This window comes from Streptomyces sp. NPDC058000, from assembly GCF_042886435.1.
Lineage (GTDB): Bacteria > Actinomycetota > Actinomycetes > Streptomycetales > Streptomycetaceae > Streptomyces.
In genome coordinates this window covers 118,710-140,806 of sequence record NZ_JBHVQS010000014.1, presented here as the reverse complement: position 1 = coordinate 140,806, position 22,097 = coordinate 118,710, and the positions used below count along the sequence as shown (strand labels likewise).

General features: G+C 72.2%; 20 protein-coding genes. 3 read left to right on the top strand and 17 right to left on the bottom strand.

Annotation, left to right across the window (positions count from 1 at the left end; translation table 11 throughout):
* Positions 1 to 82 precede the first annotated feature (82 nt).
* The 10 genes from ACFVT2_RS17235 to ACFVT2_RS17190 form a co-directional block, all read right to left on the bottom strand.
* Complete coding sequence (locus tag ACFVT2_RS17235; protein WP_390018125.1) at positions 83 to 616, bottom strand: flavin reductase family protein; 534 nt, start codon at positions 614 to 616, stop codon at positions 83 to 85.
* Positions 617 to 629: 13 nt separating this feature from the next.
* Entirely contained in the window at positions 630 to 1,724 is a 1,095-nt protein-coding gene (locus ACFVT2_RS17230; protein WP_390018122.1) for an alpha/beta hydrolase, read from the bottom strand.
* Positions 1,721 to 2,470, bottom strand: coding sequence for a 2-oxo acid dehydrogenase subunit E2 (locus ACFVT2_RS17225; protein ID WP_390018119.1), 750 nt, complete (start codon positions 2,468 to 2,470; stop codon positions 1,721 to 1,723). Before ACFVT2_RS17225 ends, ACFVT2_RS17230 begins: the two co-directional genes overlap by 4 nt.
* Complete coding sequence (locus tag ACFVT2_RS17220; RefSeq protein ID WP_390018116.1) at positions 2,467 to 2,694, bottom strand: acyl carrier protein; 228 nt, start codon at positions 2,692 to 2,694, stop codon at positions 2,467 to 2,469. Before ACFVT2_RS17220 ends, ACFVT2_RS17225 begins: the two co-directional genes overlap by 4 nt.
* Positions 2,691 to 4,601, bottom strand: a complete 1,911-nt coding sequence (locus ACFVT2_RS17215) for an HAD-IIIC family phosphatase (RefSeq protein WP_390018113.1) — start codon at positions 4,599 to 4,601, stop codon at positions 2,691 to 2,693. The genes ACFVT2_RS17220 and ACFVT2_RS17215 overlap by 4 nt, the downstream gene beginning before the upstream one ends.
* On the bottom strand, positions 4,598 to 5,635 hold the full coding sequence (locus ACFVT2_RS17210) for a 3-oxoacyl-ACP synthase III family protein (RefSeq protein ID WP_390018110.1): 1,038 nt from the start codon (positions 5,633 to 5,635) through the stop codon (positions 4,598 to 4,600). The genes ACFVT2_RS17215 and ACFVT2_RS17210 overlap by 4 nt, the downstream gene beginning before the upstream one ends.
* Positions 5,636 to 5,717: 82 nt before the next feature.
* Entirely contained in the window at positions 5,718 to 6,254 is a 537-nt protein-coding gene (locus ACFVT2_RS17205) for a hypothetical protein (RefSeq protein ID WP_390018107.1), read from the bottom strand.
* Between the two features lie 84 nt (positions 6,255 to 6,338).
* Positions 6,339 to 6,920 carry a hypothetical protein gene (locus tag ACFVT2_RS17200; RefSeq protein WP_390018104.1) on the bottom strand — a complete coding sequence of 194 codons (582 nt, stop codon included), beginning with the start codon at positions 6,918 to 6,920 and terminating at the stop codon, positions 6,339 to 6,341.
* A gap of 14 nt (positions 6,921 to 6,934) precedes the next feature.
* Entirely contained in the window at positions 6,935 to 8,029 is a 1,095-nt protein-coding gene (locus ACFVT2_RS17195) for a cytochrome P450 (RefSeq protein WP_390018101.1), read from the bottom strand.
* Between the two features lie 206 nt (positions 8,030 to 8,235).
* Positions 8,236 to 8,433, bottom strand: coding sequence for a ferredoxin (locus tag ACFVT2_RS17190; RefSeq protein ID WP_390018098.1), 198 nt, complete (start codon positions 8,431 to 8,433; stop codon positions 8,236 to 8,238).
* Between the two features lie 322 nt (positions 8,434 to 8,755).
* Between ACFVT2_RS17190 and ACFVT2_RS17185 the strand changes: the two genes are divergently transcribed.
* Positions 8,756 to 9,520, top strand: a complete 765-nt coding sequence (locus ACFVT2_RS17185; protein ID WP_390018095.1) for a thioesterase II family protein — start codon at positions 8,756 to 8,758, stop codon at positions 9,518 to 9,520.
* On the opposite strand, the gene ACFVT2_RS17180 is transcribed toward ACFVT2_RS17185, so the two are convergent.
* On the bottom strand, positions 9,468 to 10,214 hold the full coding sequence (locus ACFVT2_RS17180) for a 4'-phosphopantetheinyl transferase (RefSeq protein ID WP_390018092.1): 747 nt from the start codon (positions 10,212 to 10,214) through the stop codon (positions 9,468 to 9,470). The genes ACFVT2_RS17185 and ACFVT2_RS17180 overlap by 53 nt on opposite strands.
* A gap of 238 nt (positions 10,215 to 10,452) precedes the next feature.
* Between ACFVT2_RS17180 and ACFVT2_RS17175 the strand changes: the two genes are divergently transcribed.
* Positions 10,453 to 10,596: a hypothetical protein gene (locus ACFVT2_RS17175; RefSeq protein ID WP_390018089.1), complete on the top strand. Its 144-nt coding sequence runs from the start codon at positions 10,453 to 10,455 to the stop codon at positions 10,594 to 10,596.
* Positions 10,597 to 10,724: 128 nt separating this feature from the next.
* Here the strand turns inward: ACFVT2_RS17175 and ACFVT2_RS17170 are convergent, their stop codons facing one another.
* The 6 genes from ACFVT2_RS17170 to ACFVT2_RS17145 all read right to left on the bottom strand — a co-directional run bounded on the left by ACFVT2_RS17170 (position 10,725) and on the right by ACFVT2_RS17145 (position 21,307).
* Positions 10,725 to 12,260, bottom strand: a complete 1,536-nt coding sequence (locus ACFVT2_RS17170; RefSeq protein WP_390018086.1) for a lanthionine synthetase LanC family protein — start codon at positions 12,258 to 12,260, stop codon at positions 10,725 to 10,727.
* Positions 12,257 to 15,517 (bottom strand): lantibiotic dehydratase, encoded by a 3,261-nt coding sequence (locus ACFVT2_RS17165; protein ID WP_390018083.1) that lies wholly within the window; start codon positions 15,515 to 15,517, stop codon positions 12,257 to 12,259. The genes ACFVT2_RS17170 and ACFVT2_RS17165 overlap by 4 nt, the downstream gene beginning before the upstream one ends.
* Positions 15,518 to 15,865: 348 nt before the next feature.
* Positions 15,866 to 17,329, bottom strand: a complete 1,464-nt coding sequence (locus ACFVT2_RS17160; protein ID WP_390018080.1) for a DHA2 family efflux MFS transporter permease subunit — start codon at positions 17,327 to 17,329, stop codon at positions 15,866 to 15,868.
* A 206-nt stretch (positions 17,330 to 17,535) separates the two neighbouring features.
* Positions 17,536 to 18,591 (bottom strand): type III polyketide synthase, encoded by a 1,056-nt coding sequence (locus ACFVT2_RS17155; protein ID WP_390018077.1) that lies wholly within the window; start codon positions 18,589 to 18,591, stop codon positions 17,536 to 17,538.
* A 261-nt stretch (positions 18,592 to 18,852) separates the two neighbouring features.
* Positions 18,853 to 20,064: a cytochrome P450 gene (locus tag ACFVT2_RS17150; RefSeq protein WP_390018074.1), complete on the bottom strand. Its 1,212-nt coding sequence runs from the start codon at positions 20,062 to 20,064 to the stop codon at positions 18,853 to 18,855.
* Between the two features lie 709 nt (positions 20,065 to 20,773).
* Positions 20,774 to 21,307, bottom strand: coding sequence for a hypothetical protein (locus ACFVT2_RS17145; RefSeq protein ID WP_390018071.1), 534 nt, complete (start codon positions 21,305 to 21,307; stop codon positions 20,774 to 20,776).
* 452 nt (positions 21,308 to 21,759) lie between these two features.
* On the opposite strand from ACFVT2_RS17145, the gene ACFVT2_RS17140 reads away from it, so the two are divergent.
* Positions 21,760 to 22,080, top strand: a complete 321-nt coding sequence (locus ACFVT2_RS17140) for a PTS sugar transporter subunit IIA (RefSeq protein WP_390018068.1) — start codon at positions 21,760 to 21,762, stop codon at positions 22,078 to 22,080.
* Positions 22,081 to 22,097: the final 17 nt, after the last annotated feature.

Here is a 22,097-nt window from a genome sequence, read left to right as displayed (position 1 = left end):
GGTGTGTGGATGCCTGGGAGGCGGTGCGGGAGGTGGTGGGCTGAGGCGGTGTGCGGTGTGCGGTGTGCGGCCGAGCCCGGGGTCAGGGGTCGGCGGTGAACCGGCCGTATCCGCTGCGGAAGAACAGCAGCGGTCCACCGGGGTGCGGGCCGCTCAGCTCCTGTACGCGGGCCACCACGATCAGGTGGTCGCCGGCCGGGTACTCGTGCTCGACCGTGCACTCCAACCAGCCCAGCGAGTCCCGGACGACCGGCGCCCCGGCGGGGGACGGGAACCAGTCGACGCCGGCGAACTTGTCGCCGCCGCGGGCGGCGAACCGCTCGCACACCGGCCGCTGGTGCGCGCCGAGCACATTGATCGCGATCCGGGCCGCGGTCCGCATCCGGGGCCAGCTGGTGCTGGTGACCGCGACGCAGAACGAGAGCAGCGGCGGTGCCAAGGACACCGATGCGAACGAGTTGGCGGCCAGCCCCACCGGCCCGCCGGCCCGCTCGTCGTAGGCGGTGACGGCGACCACACCGGTGGCGAAGGCGCCGAACACCGCGCGCAACCGGGCCGGATCCAGGTCCGCGGGGCCGGTCCGCACCAGTCCGGCGGACCCCACGTCGTGCTGCATGAGCCCTCCTCCCTCAGGCCGGGGTACGGCCCAGTCGGCGCCGCAGCCGCTGCCGGGTCAGCGCGTAACTCAAGGTCAGCCGTTGCCGGTTGACGACCCGGCGGGCCCGCAGCAGGGACAGCAGCATCCACAGCTGGGTCTCGGCGAAGTGGTCGGGCGAGCCGTGCACGTCGTCGTGCTCGGTGACCCGGAAGTGGCGCACGCGGCGCTTGAGGCGCAGCATGTCGCCGCGCGGGATGATCTCGTCGCGGCGGCTGGCGACGTAGCTCACCGGGATGTCCACCGCCGCCAGTTCGTCGTCGGTGAGCGCCCAGTCACGGACGTGGTCGAAGACCGACTCGGATGTGGTGCCGGTGAGGTGCGCCAGGGTGTCGACGGTGACCTTCGGTACGGTCCGCTGCCAGGCGGGGTCGGTGAAGAAGTCGTGCACCGGTGCCCCGGCGCCGATGACCGCGCGGATCCGGTGGTCGGCGAGCGCGGCCCGCAGCGCGAGGTGGCCGCTGAAGCTGAGCGCCAGCGCGTAGGTCTGCGCGGTGTCGGCCCGGCCGGCGACCGCGTCCAGCACGGCGGACAGCATCCGGTGGCTGTCCCGGCGGTAGGGGAGGGTGTTCTCCCCGACCCCGGGCATCTCGATGACCACGCCGGCCATGCCGTAGGAGCGCATCTGGGTGAGGACCGCCGCCCACTGCTCCTTGATGCTGACGATGCCGCCGCACATCACCAGCAGCGGCAGCCGCTGCCCGCCGGACAGTCCACTGGCCCAGGCCCGCACCCGGCCCTCCGGGAGCGTCACCTCCAGCGGTTCGATGCCCGGCACCGAACGGCGCCACAGGTCGAACGTGGCGACGCTGCGGGCGTGCGCCTCCTGCCGGGCCGGCCCGTCCACGTACGGGAACCGCGCCATGTTGTAGTGCTGGCACGCCGCCAACAACTCGCCGTCCAGTTCGAGGCGTTCGGCGGCCCGGGTCCATTCGTGGACCCACGAACCCTCCGTGCCGTCCCCGTCGTGGTGGATGCGGGCGAGCAGGGACTCGAAGTGGCCGGCCGGCAGGCGCTGTGAGCGGGCGTGTGCGACGACGTACTGCTTGAGCTCGTTGAGGTCGTTCACCGGTAGCCCTCCAGCGCGGACTTGACCTCGGTCAGGACGTCCGCGGCCTCCGCACCGTCGATGACCCGGTGGTCGAAGGCGAGGCTCAGCCGCATCACCGGGGCCACGGTCACCTCGCCGTCGCGGACCACCGGCCGGTCGGTGATCCGGCCCACGCCCAAGGTCACCGTGGTGCCGCCGACCGAGTGGAAACCGTCCACGTCCCGGTGGCCCAGCGAGGTCACCGCGTAGGTGCCGGTCAGTGCGGGCCGGACGGGGAGCGCGCGGGCGGCCCTGCGGAAGGCGGCCAGCGCCAGCGGCCAGGGGCGGGCGTGCAGCCGGCGGATCGCCGCGAACTCCGGCATCCGGTCCGGGTCCCCGGTGCGGAACCGGTCCAGGTGGCGCTGCACCTCCTCCAGGTCCCGCTCCTGCACGTCCCGGACGATGGTGGCGAGCACCACCCGGTGGCCGCCCTGCTGCTTGTCGAGGGTGACCTTGCCGTGCGCGAACGGATAGTGGGCGACCTTGGGCCGCAGTCGGCCCTGGACCGCCGCGTTGGCGTCCGGGTGCTTGGCGAGGATCTGCCCCGCGCACAACACCACGTAGCTGACCGGCGAGTAGCGGCGGCCCGCCGCCCGGGCCCGGGTCCGGTGCGCCAACACCTGGGTCATGTCGACCTCGGTGTCCAGGAACACCGGGGCGAACGAGCGGACCTCCTGGAGGAAGAACAGGGTGTGCCGCCGCTCGCGGGGCAGCCGCGCGGTCACCGGCCGACCGCCAGTCCGTAGATCTGGGCGAGCGAACGGGCCTCCAGCACCTCCGGGAGAGAGAGGCTGCGGCCGGTCTCGCGCTCCAGGATGGCGCAGAGCGACAGCAGGTGCAGCGAGTCCCAGCTGCCGACCTCGTCGAGGTCGAGGTGGATGTCCTCCGCGGCCACCGGCAGCCCCAGTTCGTCCTGGAGGAGGACGACGAAGTCGTCGAGGTTCGTCACGAGAGGTCCTCCAGCTGTTCCGTGAGGTGGATGTGGTCCGGGACGGGGAGCACGTCGGCCAGCGCGTGCCGGAAGGTCGCGGTGCCGTCCCGGTCGCCGGCCGGCGTGAAGCCGCCGCGCGGGTAGAAGTCCTTGACCTTGCCGTTCTTCGCGGTCCTGCGGTACGTGCCGACGACCTCCCGGGCGCCGGTGGCCCGGGCGTGCCGCAGCACCGCCGAGAGGCAGGCACTCTCGATGCCGCGGGAGAACACCCGGCAGCTCAAAAGGAAGTTGTCGATGTGCACGGTGTCGCCGGTGCGCCGGGTGAGCACCGCGCCGACCAGCCCGTTGTCGCCGAACCGGTCCGAGACGTGGACGGCCAGCACCGACGAGTCGGGGGCGGTGGCCAGCGCGCGGACCGCCTCCGCCTGGAGCCGCACGGTGGTCAGGTTGAACTGGTTGGTGCGCAGGGTGATCTGCGCGACCCGGTCGACGTCGCCGTGGGTGACCGGCGCCAGCCGCACCCGGACCTGCAACTCGTGCAGGTAGTCGTCGAGCGAACCGAAGGTGTCGAGGAAGTCCTTGCGGACCAGCTCGTCGCGGTAGCGGGCGGACCGCTTCTCGTCCTCGCCGGTCAGCTCACGGACGTCGAACCAGCCGTCCCGCAGCAGCCGCTGGACGTGCAGCGCCGGCTCCCGGTCCAGCCGGATCACCGCGACGTCCGGCAACTCCCGGCGGACCAGACCGCATTCGAAGGAGCTGTCGTCGGCGAAGACGAAGCCGTCCACGCCGAGGTTGAGGTCCTCGGCCAGCCGCACGAGGTTGTCGTGCTTGGGGTTCCAGTTGGCGATGATCCGGACGAAGTCCTCCTCGCGCAGCGTCATCCGCGGGTGCTCGCGCAGCGCCTGGTGCACCGGCTCGGCGTCGTTCTTGCTGACCGCGGCGATCAGCACGCCCTGCGAGCCGATCTGTTTGACGACGCTCTGGAACGCCCGGAACGCCTCCCCGCGGTAGCTGTCGGCGACCTCCAGCCCCTGCTGCCCGTCCTCGCCGAGCACCCCGCCCCACACCGTCTCGTCCAGGTCCAGCACCAGCGTCTTCTTGGTACGGCCGGTCAGTGCCCGGCCCACGTGGCCGAGTTCCCGGGCGTAGGCGGCGAGCAGATCGGGGGACAGGTGTGCCTTGGTGTAGACGCTCAGCCGGTCGTCGGTGGCCGGGATGCCCTCGGCCAGCAGTGGGTCCAGGTCGAGGGTGAGGACCGCACCGAACTCCTCACCCAGCGACAGCAGTGCGGCGTTGAAGCGGCGCCAGGCGGCGCCCAGCGCGGACCGTGAGCGGTGGTCCACCAACTGGCCGGTGATCCGGCGCGGCAGCGGCAGGGTGTTGAGGACCAGGACGCCGTGCCCGGCCGTGCCGAAGGCCGCCGCGGCCTTCCGGACCAGCGCCAGCTTCTCGGCCAGCACCCGCTCGACGTCCGTGACCCGCCACGGCGGCGTCAGCTCGTCCAGCACCACGGTGGGGTCCAGGACGCACACCACGACGTCGGGCCGGGCGGCGTACAGGGCGCTCTGCGGATCGCAGAGGTCGAAGATCCAGGAGTCGAAGTCGGAGAGCGTGGGGGCCAGGAGGACGCCGTGCCGGGCCAGTTCCGCGGTGAGCGCGGGCACCAGCGGGACGAGGGTGCCGTGCCCGGTCACCGCCACCCGCAGCACCGGTGTCCGCGGATGGTGCCGGAGGACGTCGTCCCGGTCGACCCGGGTGAGCAGCTGACCGGCCTGTGCGAGGTCCGGGTCGGACAGCTCGGTGACCAGGTCGCGCACCTCGTCGTAGTGGACGGCCAGTTCATGGGCGCGGTGCAGCGCGGTCAGTCGGGCCTTGGGCGTGAGGTCCTGCGGTGTGCGGTCCTCGGCGGTGGTGGCGGTGCTCATCGGTCAGACCCCTCCAGGGCGAAACCGGCCTTGATCCACTTGCTGGACTCGATGGAGATCCCCACAGCGCGCTCACCGGGCCGGATCCGTGCCAGGGCCCGCTCCAGCTGGAAGAACACCACGCCGTTGCCGATGTTGCCGGTCTCGGCCACACAGCTGACCTGACGGTCGGCCAACCCCAGCCGCTCGGCGATCTTCGCGGTCATCCGTCCCGAGAGCTGCGGCGGCAGCAGCAGGTCGACGTCGTCCTGCCGCCACTCCAGGTCGTCCAGGAGTTCGTGCAGCACCTCCTCGGACATCTCCGGGACGAGTTCCTCGATCGCCTTGTAGTCCTCGGCGGCGGCCGGGCCGTTCCCGGGGCGCTTGACCGGGCCGTACCACTCCAGGGTGGCGCCGGGCGCCCGGCCCAGGCCCACGAGCCGGGTGAACACCGAGCGCAGCGCGGCCGATCCGGGCGCCGGGTCGGTGCCGAGCACCGCGGCGCCGGCGCCGTCGCCGAACAGCACGAAGTTGACCAGCTCGGCCGGCGCGACCTTCCGCAGGTCCACATCGACGTCGTAGAAGGGGGCGACCACGTCCCCGCCGAGGACCAGCGCGGTCCGGTGCCGGCCGTTTCCCAGGATCTGCCGCGCCAGGTCCAGCGCCTGCACCGCCCCGGAACACCCGGACTGCAGCTGGAAGCTGGGCACCTGGTCGATGCCGAGCCGGTCGGCGACCACGTTGACGGTGGCCGGCATGAGGCTGTCCGGGGTGCTGGTCGCCATCACCACCACGTCGATGTCCTCGGCGCGCAGCGCCGCCCGCTCCAGTGCGCTGCGTGCGGCGGCGGTGCCGAGATCGGCCAGCGTGTGGCCCACCTCGCCGGTCTCCAGGTCGACCGCGAGGTGCCGGCTGCGGGTCCCGATGAACGTCTCGACCCACTGCTCCCACAGGGCGTCCATCTGGAAGCGCTTGGCGAGCGTGGCGTTGTCAACGGGTGTGCCGGGCAGTGCCGTTCCGGCGGAGAGCAGATGTATCTCGGGGGTGGCGTCCATCGTCACGTCCTTCCGGGAAGCGGACCTGCCGCGGTCGGGAGGCGCCCGGCGCGCGGGCGCCGGGCGCGGCGTCGGCCGGCGCTCACTTGCACAGCCGCAGGAAGGCCGGGACCGGAGCGCCGTCCACACCGGTGTTGCGCCACTCCCGCACCCCGGTGCGGCCCTTGTAGACGCCGTCCAGACCGGTCGCCCGGTACCCCACCCACTTGGTGTTCTTGACGTCGTTGAAGTCGACCCAGCCCTCGGCGTGGATCACCCCGTCCGGGAGGAACAGGTCGTCGGTGTAGTACGTCCAGACCGGGCCGCGCGGGACGTGCTTCTTGATCTCGTAGCGGCCCATGACCGTGCCGGCGTAGGCGCCGTGGGCGTCCCGCAGTTCGTCGTAGTAGATGCCGATCTGGCCGGGCCGCGGGTCGGGCACGTTCACGTTCTGCAGGTTCTTGAGCTGGGGTTCCTTCAGTTCGTGGGTGATGCAGGACTTCTCGGCCGGGGAAGTCGTCGTGCGGGCACGGGCGGTGGAGGCCGCGGAGGGCGCGGCGGTGGCGGCGGACAGACTGAGGACCGCGAGGACCGAGGCGGCGATCGACACGGGTCGCAGCAGCGAGGGGCGGACGCGCATGGGAGAACCCTTCGGTGAAGACGTGTGGTGGTTGTGGTGGTGGTGCGGTGACGGTGGCGCTGTGGTGTGCGGGTGGCGGGCGGCCTACCGGCACATGACGATGCGGACGTCGGAGACCCGCGGAGTGGGGGTCATGTGGATGGCACGGAGCGCGGACCGGCCCAGGTGGTCCCCGGTGAGCCCGACGCCCGGAACGGACACCCAGGCGCCGGCGAACTCGGCGGTGATGTCGTTGAGTCCGGTGAAGCGGAAGGTGTGGCCGAGCAACCGCACCTGCTCGGTACGGACGGCGAACATGTGGCCGTCCGACGGCCGGCGGTGGATGATCTCCAACCGGCCGGCCACCGTGCCGATCTGGTCGCCCGACGCGGTGTGCAGCTCGTCGTGGTAGTAGCGGACCTGGCCCAGCTCGGGCACCGGGGTGATCAGCCCGTGGCCGCCCCGCACGTATTCGGTGAGGTGGTCCAGGGTCACCTGGCCCGCCGAGTCCAGCTCGCCCAGCGGCGCGGACGGGTCGGGCACCGCGGCGGGGGACACCGCGCCGAGGTCGTCGATCCCGTCGAGGAAGGCGCCGGCCATCGAGGACAGCAGTGCGTCGGCACGCCCTTCGCCGTCCGAGGTCGGCCCGGTCGCGGTGGCCTGTGTGGTCTCTGCCGTGTCTGACATGGTCGTTCCCCTCCTCACCAGGTCACCGGCAGCGCGACCACACCGTGCAGCCCGGCCGGGTGCTTGAGCCGGAGCTCGTCCGCCGGTACCGCCAGCCGCAGGGTGGGTATCCGGGCGACGATCGAGGCCAGCGCGATCTCCATCTCGGCGCGCGCCAGGTTCTGTCCGAGGCACTGGTGGATGCCGTAGCCGAACGCCACATGACGGCGGGCCGCGCGGTCCGCGTCGAAGGCGCCCGGATCGCTGAAGACCGCCTCGTCGCGGTTGTTCGCGGCCACCGCGACGAGCACCCCGTCGCCGGCCGCGATCGACTGGCCGGCGATCTCGGTGTCCCGGGTGGCGAACCGCGGCACCCCGTCCGCGATCGACAGCAGCCGCAGCAACTCCTCCACCACCCCCGGGACCGCCCCGGCGTCGGCCCGCACCCGCGCCAGCACCTCGGGGTGCTCCAACAGCGTCAGCACCCCGAGCGCGATGGCGTTGGCGGTGGTCTCGTGGCCGGCGACCAGGAGCAGCAGGGCCATCTCCGAGAGGTCCGCGGCGTCCAGGCCGCCGGTGGCGACGTGGTCGGTGATCAGCTCGTCCAGCAGTCCGTCACCGGGCGTGCGCCGCTTGGTCTCGATGAGGTCCGCCAGGTAGTCCCGCACGTTGGCGAAGGCGGCCGCACTGTCCTCCAGGCTCGACTCCCCCTGGACGATCCGCCGCGACTGCTCCTCGAAGAACGCGTGGTCGTCGTACGGGACGCCCAGCAGGTGGCAGATGGCCATCGAAGGGACCGGCAGCGCGAACTGCGGCACCAGGTCGGCGGTGCCGTCCCCGGCCAGGATCGCGTCGAGCAACCCGTCGACGATCTGCTGGATGTGCGGCCGCAGCCGGGCGATCCGCTTGACGGTGAAGCTCGCGGTGAGGGTGCGCCGCTGCGCGGTGTGCTCCGGCGGGTCCATCCCGAGGAAGTTGCGGATCTTCCGGGCCGCCTCGAATCGGGGCGCGGTGGCCGGAAACCGGGGGTCGTCCCGTACGGAGGAGAAGTCCTCGTGGTTGACGAGCACCTGGCGCGCGGCGTCGTAGCCGGTGACGATCCAGGCCCGGCGCCCGTTGTACAGCGTCACCTTCGACACCGGGCCGTCGGCCCGCAGTCCGGGATATCCGGAAGGTTCCGAGAAAGGGCATCCACGAGCGGTGGGGAAAGCCGGTGCGCCGGCCTGATCAAGTAAGGACATCAGAAACCGTTCTCCTCGACTGCGGTTCCGGAAAAGGCGGTTCGGGGTTATCCGAAGACATGCAGGAAATTCTTGGTGAAGCTCGGGGGAGTTCCTCAGTCGGCGCTGACCGACAGGGCACGCCCCGGACACAGATCGACCGCTTCCCGCACCAGCGGGAGTTCTTCCCGATCCGGCGAGGAGCGCAGGACGACAACCTCGCCGTCGTCGGTCTGGTCGAACAGCGCGGGCGCGATGGATACGCACCTACCCGCACCGATACACCGGTCCGGGTCGGCTGCCACATGCGTCATGCTGGCCTCCTCGCGATTTGGCGGGACCAGCATCACCGACCGCACTGAGCGAACCCTTAGCCGCTTCTAAAGTCGCAGCAAGGACGGCCGGAGAACCCCGGAAGAACGCCCAGGACAACGCCCGGACGGTGATCGGAGAACGCCCGGAGAACACCCGGATAACGTTCCGAGAAGTCCGCCGGAAGACGCCACGAGCGCCGTATGGGCGCGCCCCGGGAACGAACCATGGAACGGCCCGATGGGAAACTCCCCTAAGAGTTTCCTTAGACGCCGCAGATACCTTCCCGGCGCTATTGCAGAGGCTGCGGAAGGTGAGGAAGAAATGACGACGGGCACAGGCAGCGACACGTGGGTACGGCGCTTCCGCCTCGCACCCGGGGCGCCGGTCAGATTGGTGTGCTTCCCGCACGCGGGCGGCGCCGCGAGTTTCTTCCACCCACTGGCCCGCCAATTGAGCCCGGACGTCGAGGTGCTGCCGGTCCAGTACCCGGGGCGTCAGGACCGCAGGCACGAACCACCACTGACCGACATCGGGCTCCTGGCCGCCCACCTGGCGACCGAGCTGTCCGCCGTGCTGGACGAGGGACCGACCGCGTTCTTCGGCCACAGCATGGGCGCGACCGTCGCCTTCGAAACCGTCCGCCGCCTGGAACGCGAGGGCCGCGGCGATCCGTTGATGCTCTTCGCCTCGGGCCGACGCGCGCCCGGCCTCGCCCGTACCGAACGCGTCCACCTCCTCGACGACGCCGGCCTGCTCGCCGAACTCCGCGAACTCGACGGCACCGGTGGCGCGTTGCTGGACGACCCCGAGGTGGTACGGGCCGTCCTCCCCGCGCTGCGCGCCGACTACCGCGCCATCGAGACCTACCGCTGCACACCCCCGGACGCCGTGGTGCACTGCCCGGTGACCGCGCTGACCGGCCGCGCCGACCCGCGGGTGAGCGTGGCCGACGCCCGCGCCTGGGTCCGACACACCACCGGCCCCTTCCGCCTGCGGACGTTCGACGGCGGCCACTTCTACCTCGGGTCGGAGGTTAGGCCGGTTGCCGACGTGGTGCGGGCGTCGGTGCGGGCACGGAGCGCCTGAGCCGAGGCGCGCCGGGCACCGTCCGCGGCGCGGGCAGCACCACCGAGGTGAGCAGCAGCCCGCCCGCCGCCAGCCACCTGCCCGGCACCAGTGTGGGCGCCGCCCCGCGGCCCGGTGCGGCGGTGGCATGGACCCGTCCGGTGAAGGTGCCGCTGATGGCGCCGGCCGGGACGGCGAACGTCACGGTGGCGTGCTCGAACGACAGCATCCGGCCGCCCAACGGGAACCACGCCTTGTAGACGGCCTCCTTGGCGCTGAACAGCAGTCGACCCCAGTGCACCCACGGCAACGCGCGGTCCAGTTCCCGCAGCCGCCGGGCCTCCTCCGGGAGGGCGATGACCGGCTCGGCCCCCGGGGGCAGCGGCGCGTTGGGCTCCGCATCGATGCCCAGCGACCTGACCTCCCCCTCCCGGGCCACCACACCGGCCCGGTACCCCGCGCAGTGGGTGATGCTGCCCACCACCCCGGGCGGCCAGGCCGGTGCACCGCACGGGCCGGACAGCACCGGCCCGACCGGCGCGCCCAGCGCGGACAGCGCGCGGTGGGCGCAGTCCCGGCCCGTGGTGAACTCCCGTCGCCGGACCTCCGCTGCCCGGGCGACCAGAGCGGCCTCCTCCGGGAAGATCGTGGCGGCGGGGGAGTCCTCGAACGCCTCGGCTGCGGCCGCCTCCGGCGGCAGGATCGCTTCGATCATGGTTTTAGCCTCCCTCCCGGAACCCTGCCGCCCCACCCTGAGCCGCTTCTAAGGGGGTTCTTGCGCCGCGCTGAACCGGCCTGCTGAGCCGGCTCGCCGGACGGGCCGTCGCGCTACGACGCCCATGGCACGGAAGAACGGGCTTAGAAACCGCTAAGCGGCGGATTGGCGCGACCCGTTAGGACTGGGGCGTCTTGCCGGACCTCCGGCACATCCGCTCACGAAGGGACGACGGATCATGCAGACCACCGCACTGGAAGCCGACTTCGATCTCGACCTCGACATGGAGATGGTGGACGAGGAGGGCTTCACCATGGAGTCCAAGTCCTTCACGGGCACGGGCACCTGTCTCTCCTGCCCCGTGACGTCCTGGCACTGCTGACACCAGGACGCCGGGTGGGCTCCGCGACCTGCGGAGCCCACCCGGCACCGCACCACACCGGCTGCGGTCGACCGCACCATGGCTACTGGCTACTGACCGCTGGCTTCTGTCCGCTGTCCGCTGTCCGCTCAGCACAGCAGGAACGCGCTGTCCCACCCGTCCGCCCCGGCGTCCGAGGACCCTCTCCCGTTCAAGGCCCCTCTCCCGTCCGTGCCGCGCGCACCGTCGACGCCGTACGTACGGCATCGCCCGTAGGCACGGTCGATGCCTTCCGACGCGTCCGCGAAGGCCAGCAGCGCCAACGCGACCCCCGCCGCACCGTCGATCACCCCGGGCGCATCGATGCGCACCACTCCCCGCGCATGGGCGACCGGCTGCCGGTAGCCGAAGGCCGCCCGGGAGTCGAAGCCGTCGGCCAGCCGGTGCGCGGCCGCCGCCACCGCCGCCGCCAGCGCCGGGTCCCCGTTCACCGCCGCCATCCGCGTCCCCACCCGCACCAGGCCGGCGAGGCCGTGGCACATCCCCGGGTCCTCGCCCGGCACTTCCGCGTCCAGGGCGAGGAAGACCGCGCGGACGGCGGCAGACGCCCGTCCGGTGAGCGTCCGATCGTCCAGGGCCCGCCCGGCCAGATGGAGGGCCCAGGCGGTGCCGGCCGTGCCGTAGCACCAACCCGGGCGGGACCGGGCTCCGACCGGCAGCACGGCGGCCCCGGTCTCCTCGTCGAATCCCACCCGGCCCGGCCACCGTTCGCCCGCCGGCCCGACCTGTCCCTTGCCCCGTACCCAGTCGGACAGCGTGCGGATCGCCCCGGTCATCCCGGGCACCCAGCAGCCGGCCAGGCGGGCCAGTGACAGCAGCGCCAGCGGCCCGCACACGCCATGGGCCACGCCGACGTTGAAGTCGCCGCGCGGGAACTCCTCCCGGTCACGCGGGACGACGTAGCGCTCCGGGGCGCACCACCACCCCGGCACCTCGGTCCCGTACACCCGTACCGGACGCGCCAGGGCCACCAGATGCGCCAGTACCCCGCCCAGTACCTCGGCGCTACGGTCGTGGCCGTGCGCCGCCGCCGACAGCAGGCCGCGCCCCTGGCGGGCCAGCCCCGCGATCGCGTCGTAATCCAGGTACGACAGCCCCGGCCCCTCCGTGGCCCTCCGTTCCTGCAAGTGCCGCAACCTGGCCGCCGCATAGGAGGCGTGGACGTCCGCGGCGCGCGCCAGCAGCCGCGCGTACCCGCCGCCGGCCGCCGCCTGCCGGGCCGGGACCAACAGGTCGCCCGCACCGGCCGGACCGGCCGCCGCGGTCGCCCGTGCGGCCGCGGCCAGGTGTCCGTGCGCGACCGCGGCCCACCGTCCGTCGTGGCCGGCGAGCGCGGTGTGCAGCATGGCGATTCCGGCGTGGCCGAGCAACTGGGAGGCGGGCTGCCAGCCCGGGAGCATCAAGGTGTCCGGGGCGGTCGCGTAGCTCCGACCGGCGGTCTCCGCGACGTGGGCGGGGGACCGCAGGAGTTCCGCGACCGTCTCCGCGGCGGCGCGGGCCGCGGCCCGCGCCGCCGCGTGCCCGGCGACCGGCGCGTCCTCGGGATACCGGCCGCCCGGCCCGGGGCCCCGGACCACCCCCGACGTCCCGGTACGTGGCGCCGTGCTGCCTTCCGTGGCCGTCACCGGTGGTGCCGTGTCCGGTCGAGCCGCAGCGCCAGGGCCTCGCGCGCCGCGGCGTGCGCCAGTTCCTCGTCCGCGCGATGCGGTCCCAGCAGCCGGTTGCAGTGCATGTGGGCCAGGCTCAGGGCGACCGGGGCGCGCCGGTCCGGGTCCGGTCCGCTGCCCGTGAGCGCGTCCCGTAGCGCGCCGAGCGCCTGTGCCCGGTCGGACCAGCGCGCCGGCAGGGCGGGATCGGGCCCGGTCCCGCGCTCCGGTGCGACCGGCCGGCCGTCCGCGTCGAGCAGCCCGGCGATCAGGTTCTTCTGCTCCCGGGTCACCCCGTCGCGGCGCTCCAGGACGGTGGGCCCGCTCAGCCAGTCGAGCGCCTCCCCTGCCGTGCCGAACTCGGTGAGCACGGCCAGGATTCCCAGTGCGGCCGCCGCGGTGGGCGGGCAGTCCGCCAACGGCCCGGTGGGCAGCGAGAGTTGGTCGAGGACCGCCTCGCTGTCCGCGTGGAAGACACGTTCGGCGTGGACGAGGGCGCCCGGACCGCCGTACCGCTCGATCTCCGGGTCATAGGTGTCGAGGACGAGCCGGTCGGCCAGCCCCGCCGCCCGCAACTCCGCCACCCACCGCTGGAGTTCGGGCAGCAGCACCGACCACAGCGGGCCGGGCTTGCCGTGGAAGCGCAGCCGGAGATGGGGGTCCGGGTCCGCGTAGCGCAGGAAGAACCAGGAGTCCGCACCGGCCGCGGTCAGCAGCTCCGGGCGGGTCAGCCGCGGTACGTGACGGGCCAGCAGCTGTCCCTGGAGTGCGTCGGGCGCGTACACCTTGGCGTAGAGCCATTCGCCGCCCGGCAGGTGCGCCTGCGCCGCCCGGTCCGGGAGCGGGGCGCGGACCGCCGTGGCCGGCCCGGTGCGCTCCCGGGACTGCGGCGCCTCCGGGGCCTTTCCGGACGGGCGCCGCGCGAAGACCGGGAAGACGAACTCGCAGGCGTGCGCGCCGTCCGGGGTCGTCAGCCACCGCCGGCCGTGGGAGCCACCGAACTGCTCCAGGACGACGAGTCCGGCGCCGCGCCGCACCTCGTCCCGGAACACCATCAGGTGCAACGGGTCGTCGAGGTCGACCGCGAGGTGGTTGTCGGCGCGGACCAGCAGCACGTGCCGGGGCACGTCCCAGCGCCGTCGCCAGCGGGCCACCTGCCCCCGCCAGGCCCGGTCCGGTTCGGCGGCCACCCCGGTCAGCGCCCGGTCGGGCAGCCAGCGCGCCGGGGACAGCACCGTCCGGCCGTAGGTCACCCGCGGCTGGGCCGGCGCCGACGACCAACTGCCCCAATTCCACGGCAGGCACCACTCCTGGCCCTCCTGCCCGACCTCCAGCAGGAACCGCGCCACATGGGGCACATGGCCGCTCGCCGGATTGAGCATCGAGTACGACACCGGCCGCACCCGCCGGCCGGTGGCCGCCTCGATCAGCCGGAGCCCGTCCAGGTCGGCCAGCACCGCCAAGTCGCCCAGCGGCAGGTCGACGGTGGCCGGGGCGGTGGCCGGGCCCACTCCCAGCGGGATGCGGTGCGCCGGCCACTGCGGGACGGTCGCCACGTTCGTCGAGCGGACGGCCCGCGGCCGGTAGGCGACCGCCGCGTGGAGGGGCGCGCCGTCTCCGGCCTCCGCGCCCCGGTTGACGACTTCCCGCACCCGTTCCGCCCCCGCCCCGAGGGCAGGTACGAACCGGCTGAACGTGGCGCCCGCCAGCGGCGACCCCGGATTGGTGCCCAGCACCAACCGGAAGGCACCGGCCCACAGGGCCTCCGCGCTCCGCGCCACCACCTCGGCCCCCAGCTCCAGGGAGGCCGGCGGGGTCCGGGTGTCCGGCCCCTCGCCCCGTGCCTCCCCCAGGGCGCGCACCGCCGCGTCGTCCAGGACCACCTCGGTGACCCCGCCCGCGCCGTCCGCGCCGCGACGGGTGGCACCGAGGAACAGTTCGGCCAACACCCGGTCGCGCCGCTCCGCCCCGGGGTGCGGCGCGGGCCGCCCCACCGGACCGCCGGCGTAGCCCTCGGGAAGCCCCAACCCGCGGACCGGATCCAGGAGTTCGAGCACCGGCACCGCCCGGTCCGTGCCGTACCGCTCCAGGAACCGCTCGTGGTAGTCGCGCAGCTGCGCACTGCCCGGCCGGATCAGCGAGGTCCGCCACAACACGGTCGCCGCCTGCACCACCTCGCGCTGGACCTCGCGCGGCAGCACCAGGCGGGCGTCCAGCGCGGTGTCGACCTGGATGACGTGCTCGGCGTCGTGCAGCGCCCGCATCCGGGTGACGGCGGTGTCCAGCGCCGGCCCCCAGCCCGCGGGGTCCGCACGCTCCAGCGCGTCCAGCGCCGCGGCGATCCCGTCGAGGGCGCGGGCGGTCTCCTGCCCGGCGCCGCCGAGCCGCTCCCGTACGTGCGCCAGCGGTGCGGTGCAGTCGGGCGGCGGGGTGAGGTCGCTGAGCAGGAAGCCGCCCCGCACCAGCTGTTCGAGGCAGCGCTCGACCACCCCGTCCGCCGCCTCGGGGAAGGCGGCCCGCATCCCGGCGAGCAGCTCGGGCCAGGCGACCGGCTCCGCGGTCAGCTCCAGTGCCCGCCGGACCGGGCCGGTCAGCCGGACGGAAGGGGTCAACCGCTTGCCGCCCGTGCGGTCGTGGGCGTCCACCAGCAGCAGCCGGCCGTCGCGGACCGTCCGCAGGGCGTTCGCCACCAGCCGGGTCCGCGCCAGGACGCCCGGCACCTCGTGCAGTTCCTCGACCACGCCGGCCAGCCACGCCCCGTCCGGCCGGCTCACGGCCCGGTGGTCGTCGCCCGCCGTGAGCCCCGGTTCGTCCCCGAATCCGGTGAGGGCGACCCCCGCGAACAGTCCGAACGGCGTGGCCCGGTGGCTCATCCGCAGGTGGTACTTGGTCAGGGACACCAGCAGGCGCCGCAGCCGTTTGGGCTTGATCGGCCCGCCCGTCAGCACCTTGTCGGTCTCCTGGGCCAGGGCCGGACTGGCGAGCCGTACCGCGGTGCGGAAGGCCGGATCGGCGGCCAGTTGCCCGATCCGCGCCCGCAGCCGCTCCTCCTCCGACCCGTCGTCGCCGTCGCTCTCCGGGCAGGGCGCGTCGGGCGCCGTGTGGTGCGCGAGTGCGCTGCTCAGAGGCGGTCCCAGCAGGCACCGGTGGTGCGGGCGCACCGCCGGGAGCGGGAGGACCGCGGCCCGCAGCAGCGCCACCTCCGCGGCCTCGAAGTCGACGTCGTCAGCTCTCATGGGCACCGCACCAGTCCGTCCGTCCTCTTCTGTCGACTCGTCAAAAGGGCACGCCGAACGGGCCGTTCCGGCAGCCTGCGGCTCCGGAGCGGGCGGGGTGCGGGTGCCGCTTCGGTGGGTGAGAACGTGCAGTTTCTACCAACGGGCCTTACCTGACAGCCGTTTCCAAGCCGACTGTTGAGGGCTTCTGGCCCCCGGACCCGTGGGCCCGCCGCGGCGCCGGCTCCGGTCGTCGTCCCACGACCGGAGCGTTGGCGCGCGGCCGGGCGGTCATGCCAGGGCGCGTCTTCCCGCGCACCCGGTCCGGCCGGCCCCTGGTGGGGGGAATCCGGCCGGACCGGTCGGTGCTCAGCCCTGGGCCGCGACGGCGTCCTGGGCGTCGTTCTGCGCGGCCGGCCGTTCCTCGGCGGCGGCCGCGGTGGCCGTCTTGCCGGGCAGGAACCAGCCGGAGACCAGGACGGCGACGGCTGCCGCGAACACCCACCATGAGGCGCTCTGGAAGGCCACCACCTGCGTGCTGCCGGCGTCGGTCTGGCTCTGCAGCAGCAGCGCGACCACGGCGGTGCCGAGGGAGGCGCCGAGCTGGTTGACGATGTAGAGCGCCGAGGTGCCCTGCGCGATGGCGTCCCCGGGCAGCGTCCGGTACAGCGAGCCCATGGTGGGCGCGCCGATGAAGCCCAGCCCCACGCCGGTGACGAACGCGCACAGACCCAGCAGGACTTCGCTGGTACGGGCGTCCGCCTGGGTGTAGGCGAACGCGCTGAGCGCGATGAGCAGACCGCCCAGCGGGGCCAGGCGTCGGGCGCCCACCTTGTCGCTGAGCCGGCCCGCGATCGGCATCGCCAGGAACGAGCCCACCCCGAGCGGGGCCAACAGCAGTCCGGCCGCGAGCACTTCGTGCCCCCGCACCCGCTGCTGGTAGAGCGGCACCAGGAACAGCATCGAGAAGAGCATCACCCCGGTCAGGCCCATGACCGTGACACTGGCGGAGAAGCTGCGGCTGCGGAAGAGGCTCAGCCGGATGATCGCCTTCACCCCGACCCTGGCCGCGTACACGAGGTACGCCACCAGCAGCACCGCTCCCAGGATCAGGGCGACGACGACGGGCGGGGCACCGAACCCGGCGTTCCCGGCGGCCTGCGACAGCGCGAACGCCAGGATGGCGAAGGCCGGTCCCAGCAGCGCCAGTCCGACGATGTCGAGCGGCGTGGACGCCCGCTCCTCCGACGACGGGTCGGCCGGCACCACCCGCAGGGACAGCAGGATGGCCACCAGCCCGATGGGCAGGTTGATGAGGAACATCCAGCGCCAGTCCAGGCCCTGGATGATCACGCCGCCCAGGATGGGGCCCAGGACGGGGCCGAGCGGAATGACGATGCCCATCAGGCCCATCACCCGGCCGGCCCGGCTGGGGCCCGCGACCTTGGCCAGCACGGTCAGCATGATCGGGTCGAGCATGCCGCCGCCGAAGCCCTGGATGACGCGGAAGACGATCAGACTCTCGATGTTCCAGGAGATGCCGGAGGCCAGCGACCCCAGCACGAAGAGCGAGAGTCCGATCAGCCACATCTTCTTGCTGCCGAACCGTTCCACCGCCCACGCGGTGAACGGGATGGCGATGCTGACGGCGAGGAGATAGCCGGTGGCGACCCATCCGACCGTGTTGAGGGTGGTGTCGAAGTGGCGGGCCATCGTGCCCATTCCGACGTTCACGATCGTGCTGTCGAGCAGGCCCAGAAGCCCGCCCAGCAGCAGCACGCCGATCAGCCGTAACAGGCCCGCGTCCAGACGATCACCACGTGCTTGCGTCATGTGTCTCTCCGGTCGCACTGAGGTAGGGACGAGATAGAAATGAACTTGTCAGTTCAATCTAATGCCCGAATAAGTAGAAGTGCAACCGACTGCTCACAAAAGATGAACTGGACGGTTCACTTTCGAGGAGTGGGGGACGGCACCCAAGGCGCACATGCGTGACGAGCCGCCACGAATGACGGCTCGTCACCTCGCTGCTCGGTGCGTCAGGTCGCTGCCGACGTCCACGTCCCCAGCGACATCTCCGCGGTGATGCCGGGGCCGAAGCCGGCCAACAGGCCGCGCTGTCCGTCCTGCGCCGACGCCTCGTCGAACATGCGGGCCAGGGCGTCGAGCACCACCGCACTGGCGATGTTGCCGTACTCGGTCAGCGTCGCCCGACTGAACCGGAACGCTTCCTCAGGCACCTCAAGGAACCGGCTCAGGTCATCGAGGATCCGGGGACCGCCCGCGTGGACGATGTAGAAGTCCAGGTTCCCGGCGTCCCAGTGGTGCTGCTCCGCGAGGCCGCGGAGCGCCGGCGCGAGCGGCTCCATGGTGCCCGGGACCCGCTTGTCCAGCTGGAAGTGGAATCCCGTGGAGCGCACCGCGTAGGAGATCCAGTCCTCGGTGTGCGGGATCAGGTACGAGGCGTTCCGCTCCAGATGGACGCCCGCACCGCCCTTGCCGCGCATCACGGCCGCCGCGACCGCGTCCCCGAACAGGCCGTTGGACAGGAGCGATCCGACCCCGACGTCCTCGGGCTGGTAGCACAGCGAGCAGAACTCGCAGGCGACGAGCAGGACGTTGGCGTCCGGATACGCCCGGCAGAAGTCGTGCGCGCGATTGATCGCGGCACCTCCCGCGGCGCAGCCGAGTTGGGCGATCGGAATCTGCCGGGTGTCCGACCGGAACCCCATGTGGTTGATGAGCCACGCCGTCAGTGCCGGCATCATGAAGCCGGTGCACGACACGTAGATGATGAGGTCGATGTCCCGAGGCTCCAGCTCCGCTTGGTCGAGCGCCTTGCGCACCACGGCGGGGACGCGAGCCTTGGACTCCTCTTCGTAGATGGCACTGCGGGCGTCGAACCCCGGATGCTCCAGCACCTTGTCGATCGGCTGGATCAGATGTCGCCGTACTACGCCCGTATGCTCGATCAGCCTCAGCACGAGATTCAGCTGTGCATGGTTCGCATGCAGCTGTCGTGCCAGTTCGAGGGTGTCGTCCCTGGTGATGATGTATTCAGGGACCGCGATTGCCGGTTTGCACAAAACGGCCATCGATGCACTCCTTGCAGACTGTGGTCCGCCCAGTGCTGATTTCGCTCTGCATTCGCGTCGTTGGCGCTTCCGTTGTCGGTCGGCGAAATCGCCGGTGATTCCGCCGACCTGATGACACAGACCCCTGGAAGGACGCGAGCGGGCCATCCGTCGAAGACTGAACTCTCCCCGTGCAGATGGGTCATTCCTAAGACCGTACGCCAGCGGGGTGAGTTCCGCATGCCGCCGCCGGGACCGCGGATTTACCGCGGCCCCGGCGACTCACCACACCACCGGCAAAGCCAGCGGGTAACGCCAGATCGCCGTCGTGTTCCAGCGCACTTCGTCGGCCGGCTTCGCCAGCTTCAGATCGGGGAACCGCTTCAGCAGAGTGCCGAGCGCGACCTGGAGTTCCGTGAGGGCCAGCGGGGCGCCCAGGCAGTGGTGCGCACCCCAGCCGAACGTCATGTGGCCGGTCGACTCCCGCGTCAGGTCCAACTCGTCGGGGCGCTCGAACTTCGCGCCGTCCCGGTTGGCCGTCAGGTACGAGACGTGCACGATGTCCCCGGCCCGGATCGTCACTCCGCTGAGCTCCACGTCCTCCAGCGCGACCCGCGGGATGCCAACTCCCTTGCGGAACGGGATGAACCGCAGCATCTCCTCCATCGCCTGCGGCAGCGCCTCGGGCCGCTCCCGCAGCATCGCCAGGTCCTTGGGCCGGGTCAGCAGCGTGTACGAGAGGTTGCCGATCTCGTAGGTCGTGGTGTCCTGGCCGGTGATGAGGAGCACCATGGCCATGACCGTGAGTTCCTTCTCGTCCAGGACCTCGTCCCCGACGCGGGCCGTCGCCAGCGCGCTGATCAGGTCGTCCCCGGGGTCCCGGCGGCGCCGTGCGGTGAGCTCCGTGAAGTACTCCCGCATGTCGGCCTTGGCGCGGACGGCGTTGTCCTTGTTGTCGAGGCTGACGTTCATCATCGTCCGGGCGTACCCGCGCAGCTGCGCGCGCTCGTCCTCGGGGATGTCGAGCACCTCGCAGATCGTCGTCAGCGGCAGCGGCGACGCGAGGTTCTCCATCAGGTCCCCCGGCGCCCCGTCCTCGACCATCTGGTCCAGCAACTCGTCGACGACGTGCTGCGTGCGCGTCCGCATGCGCTCCACCTGCTTCGGGGCGAACGCCTTGGCGACCAGGCTCCGCAGCCGGCTGCTCGCGGGCGGGTCCATCACGTTGATCGCCTCGGCCTGCACGATCGGCTCCGGCGTCATCCGCGGAAAGTCCCGCCCGACGACCGCATGCCGGCTGAACCGCCGGTCCGTCGTCACGGTCCGCACGTCGTCGTACTTCGTGACCAGCCACGCCCAGCCCTCGCCGTAGGGCAGCCGAATACGCGCGACCGGCTCTTCGGTCATGATCCGCCTGAGCGTCGGATCGAACTCCAGCGCCTCGGCATAATCGAATGGGCAGTTCCAGACGGTGCTGTCGGCTTCCTGTGCCATTCGGAACTCCTGGAGTGAGAAGGACGGGGGTTTTCGTCGGGAAGATGAATTCCCGAGAACGATGAGCAAATTACCGCCCCCGTATCGGGGGCGGTCGGAAGGCGCACCTTCCTTCGCTCATCGGCCACAAAGGCGCCATTTCATCCCGGATAGCGTACGCAGCGGATTCCGGCCCCGCCTCGGCTGTCTCCGCCCGCACTCGGAGCCTGCGGCGCACATCGGCCCTGCTTTACTCGCAGTTACCCGCCGTCACCCGTCATTTCCTGGGCACCCCAAAGCCGGCTGCCGCCGACCATCTCCTTGCGTCCCGCTACGCCGAACGGGTGATCGAAAGGTCGGCTGCCCGGGTAGGCGGGGGGAGGAGGAAGGGCGAGCCGTCGGGGCGGGAGGGGGAGCCGCCGGGCGGCGCGAAGCCCGTAGGCGCCCGGACCGGCTGCGAAGGGATGAGCGACGCGGCGGCCTGCTCACGGGCGCCAGCCCCGGCCCCGTCACGAACTGACGGCCAGGCACAGGAAGCCGCACCCGAGCCGGGCTCCCTGGTGCCCGCACCGCACCTACGCGCGTACCGGACCCGCCAACGAGCCCAGAGCGACTGACCACGAGCCTGGCGCCAGTACCGGCACCGGCACCGGCATACGCGGTATGCGCCCGCTGTCCCGTGCGCCTGATGCGCTCGGTCCGTCGGGTGCGCTCGGTCCGTCTGCTGCACTCAGTCCGTCTGGTGTGCCGCCCGGGCCGTGGCCACGAAGTTCTCCAACGCCTTCCAGAAGGGGGTGTACGCGGCGTTGAACTCCTCGCGGCAGTCCGTGTCCTCGACCATGCCGGTCCGTAGCGTTTCGTAGAAGGGCCCGGTCGCCTTCTGGAGGGTGAGTGCCGCGGCTGCGGCGGAGGGTGGGCCCTCCAACTCCACGACCCGCGCGCAGCGGCGGATCTTCGCGTACTCCGCGGTCTCGCGGTCGAGCAGCGCGTCGAGTCTGGCGGTCCGGGTGTCCGAGGCGGACTCCCGTAGTTCCGCGGAGATCTCCCAGTACAACTCGCCGATCCGATGGGTCTGCTCGATCAGATCCAGGTATGCGGTGCGCCGGCTCTCCCGCAACTTCTCCGCGCGCTGCGAGCGCGCCGCGGTCTCCGCCTGGATTTTGGCCGCCTGCGTACTGCCGCGACTGGTCACCCAGCTGGCCAGTACCGCCGTACCGCCGGTCAGCGCCGCAATTGCCAGAGTCCACACCGTGCTGTCGCCCACACGGCGTCACAATACCCATCACGCGCCGCACGGTTCGCCGCCCCACCGCCCCCGGCACCAACCCCGATCGCCCCCTGACCCCCACTCGGACCCCAACCCCTCACAACGCCCCTGATAACCCCCCAATTCCTCCCCGCCCCCTCCCCGCCCCCTCCCCACGCCCACCTCCAACTCCCCCTCCACGGACCCAGTGCACGACCGCCCGCCCGCCCGCCCGTAGAGTCCCGCCATGGCAGCTCTGAGCGATCTCCTCCTCGCCGCGGCCGTACGCCTGGACGCACCGGTTCCGGACTGGCGGGCAGCGATTCGGACGGCGAGCGGGCTGCTGGTGGACACCGGGGCCACCACTACCGCGTACACCACCGAGATGATCGACAACGTGGTGGGAGAACGGCCCGTACCTCGCCCTCGCCCCCGGCTTCGCCCTCGCCCACGCCCGGCCGTCGCCCGCCGTGCTGAGAACCGCGCTGTCCTGGGTCCGTCCGACGCGGCTGGTGCCTTTCGGCCACGAGACGAACGACCCGGTGCGCCTCGTCGTGGCCCTCGCCGCGCGGGACCGGGGTGCACATACCGCAGCGCTCGCCGCCCTCGCGCACCTTCTTGCCGACCCCGACGCAGTCCAGGGCCTGGGGGATGCCCCCGACCCCGAGTCCCCGGCGCAAACCAGGCCCGGACCGCCTGCCTGGCACCACCACCCCGTATTCGGCCCGGTGCCACCACCCCGCATCCGGCCGGGGCGCACACCCCCTCTCCGTCCGCCATGCACCACCTGACGTGCCTCTCACTCAGA

What these genes read in the sequence shown, in the direction of transcription:
- ACFVT2_RS17235 (WP_390018125.1), bottom strand. Translation starts at nt 616, where the DNA reads ATGCAGCACGACGTGGGGTCCGCCGGACTGGTGCGGACCGGCCCCGCG.
- ACFVT2_RS17215 (WP_390018113.1), bottom strand. Translation starts at nt 4,601, where the DNA reads ATGAGCACCGCCACCACCGCCGAGGACCGCACACCGCAGGACCTCACG.
- ACFVT2_RS17210 (WP_390018110.1), bottom strand. Translation starts at nt 5,635, where the DNA reads ATGGACGCCACCCCCGAGATACATCTGCTCTCCGCCGGAACGGCACTG.
- ACFVT2_RS17205 (WP_390018107.1), bottom strand. Translation starts at nt 6,254, where the DNA reads ATGCGCGTCCGCCCCTCGCTGCTGCGACCCGTGTCGATCGCCGCCTCG.
- ACFVT2_RS17200 (WP_390018104.1), bottom strand. Translation starts at nt 6,920, where the DNA reads ATGTCAGACACGGCAGAGACCACACAGGCCACCGCGACCGGGCCGACC.
- ACFVT2_RS17190 (WP_390018098.1), bottom strand. Translation starts at nt 8,433, where the DNA reads ATGACGCATGTGGCAGCCGACCCGGACCGGTGTATCGGTGCGGGTAGG.
- ACFVT2_RS17185 (WP_390018095.1), top strand. Translation starts at nt 8,756, where the DNA reads ATGACGACGGGCACAGGCAGCGACACGTGGGTACGGCGCTTCCGCCTC.
- ACFVT2_RS17180 (WP_390018092.1), bottom strand. Translation starts at nt 10,214, where the DNA reads ATGATCGAAGCGATCCTGCCGCCGGAGGCGGCCGCAGCCGAGGCGTTC.
- ACFVT2_RS17175 (WP_390018089.1), top strand. Translation starts at nt 10,453, where the DNA reads ATGCAGACCACCGCACTGGAAGCCGACTTCGATCTCGACCTCGACATG.
- ACFVT2_RS17165 (WP_390018083.1), bottom strand. Translation starts at nt 15,517, where the DNA reads ATGAGAGCTGACGACGTCGACTTCGAGGCCGCGGAGGTGGCGCTGCTG.
- ACFVT2_RS17160 (WP_390018080.1), bottom strand. Translation starts at nt 17,329, where the DNA reads ATGACGCAAGCACGTGGTGATCGTCTGGACGCGGGCCTGTTACGGCTG.
- ACFVT2_RS17155 (WP_390018077.1), bottom strand. Translation starts at nt 18,591, where the DNA reads ATGGCCGTTTTGTGCAAACCGGCAATCGCGGTCCCTGAATACATCATC.
- ACFVT2_RS17150 (WP_390018074.1), bottom strand. Translation starts at nt 20,064, where the DNA reads ATGGCACAGGAAGCCGACAGCACCGTCTGGAACTGCCCATTCGATTAT.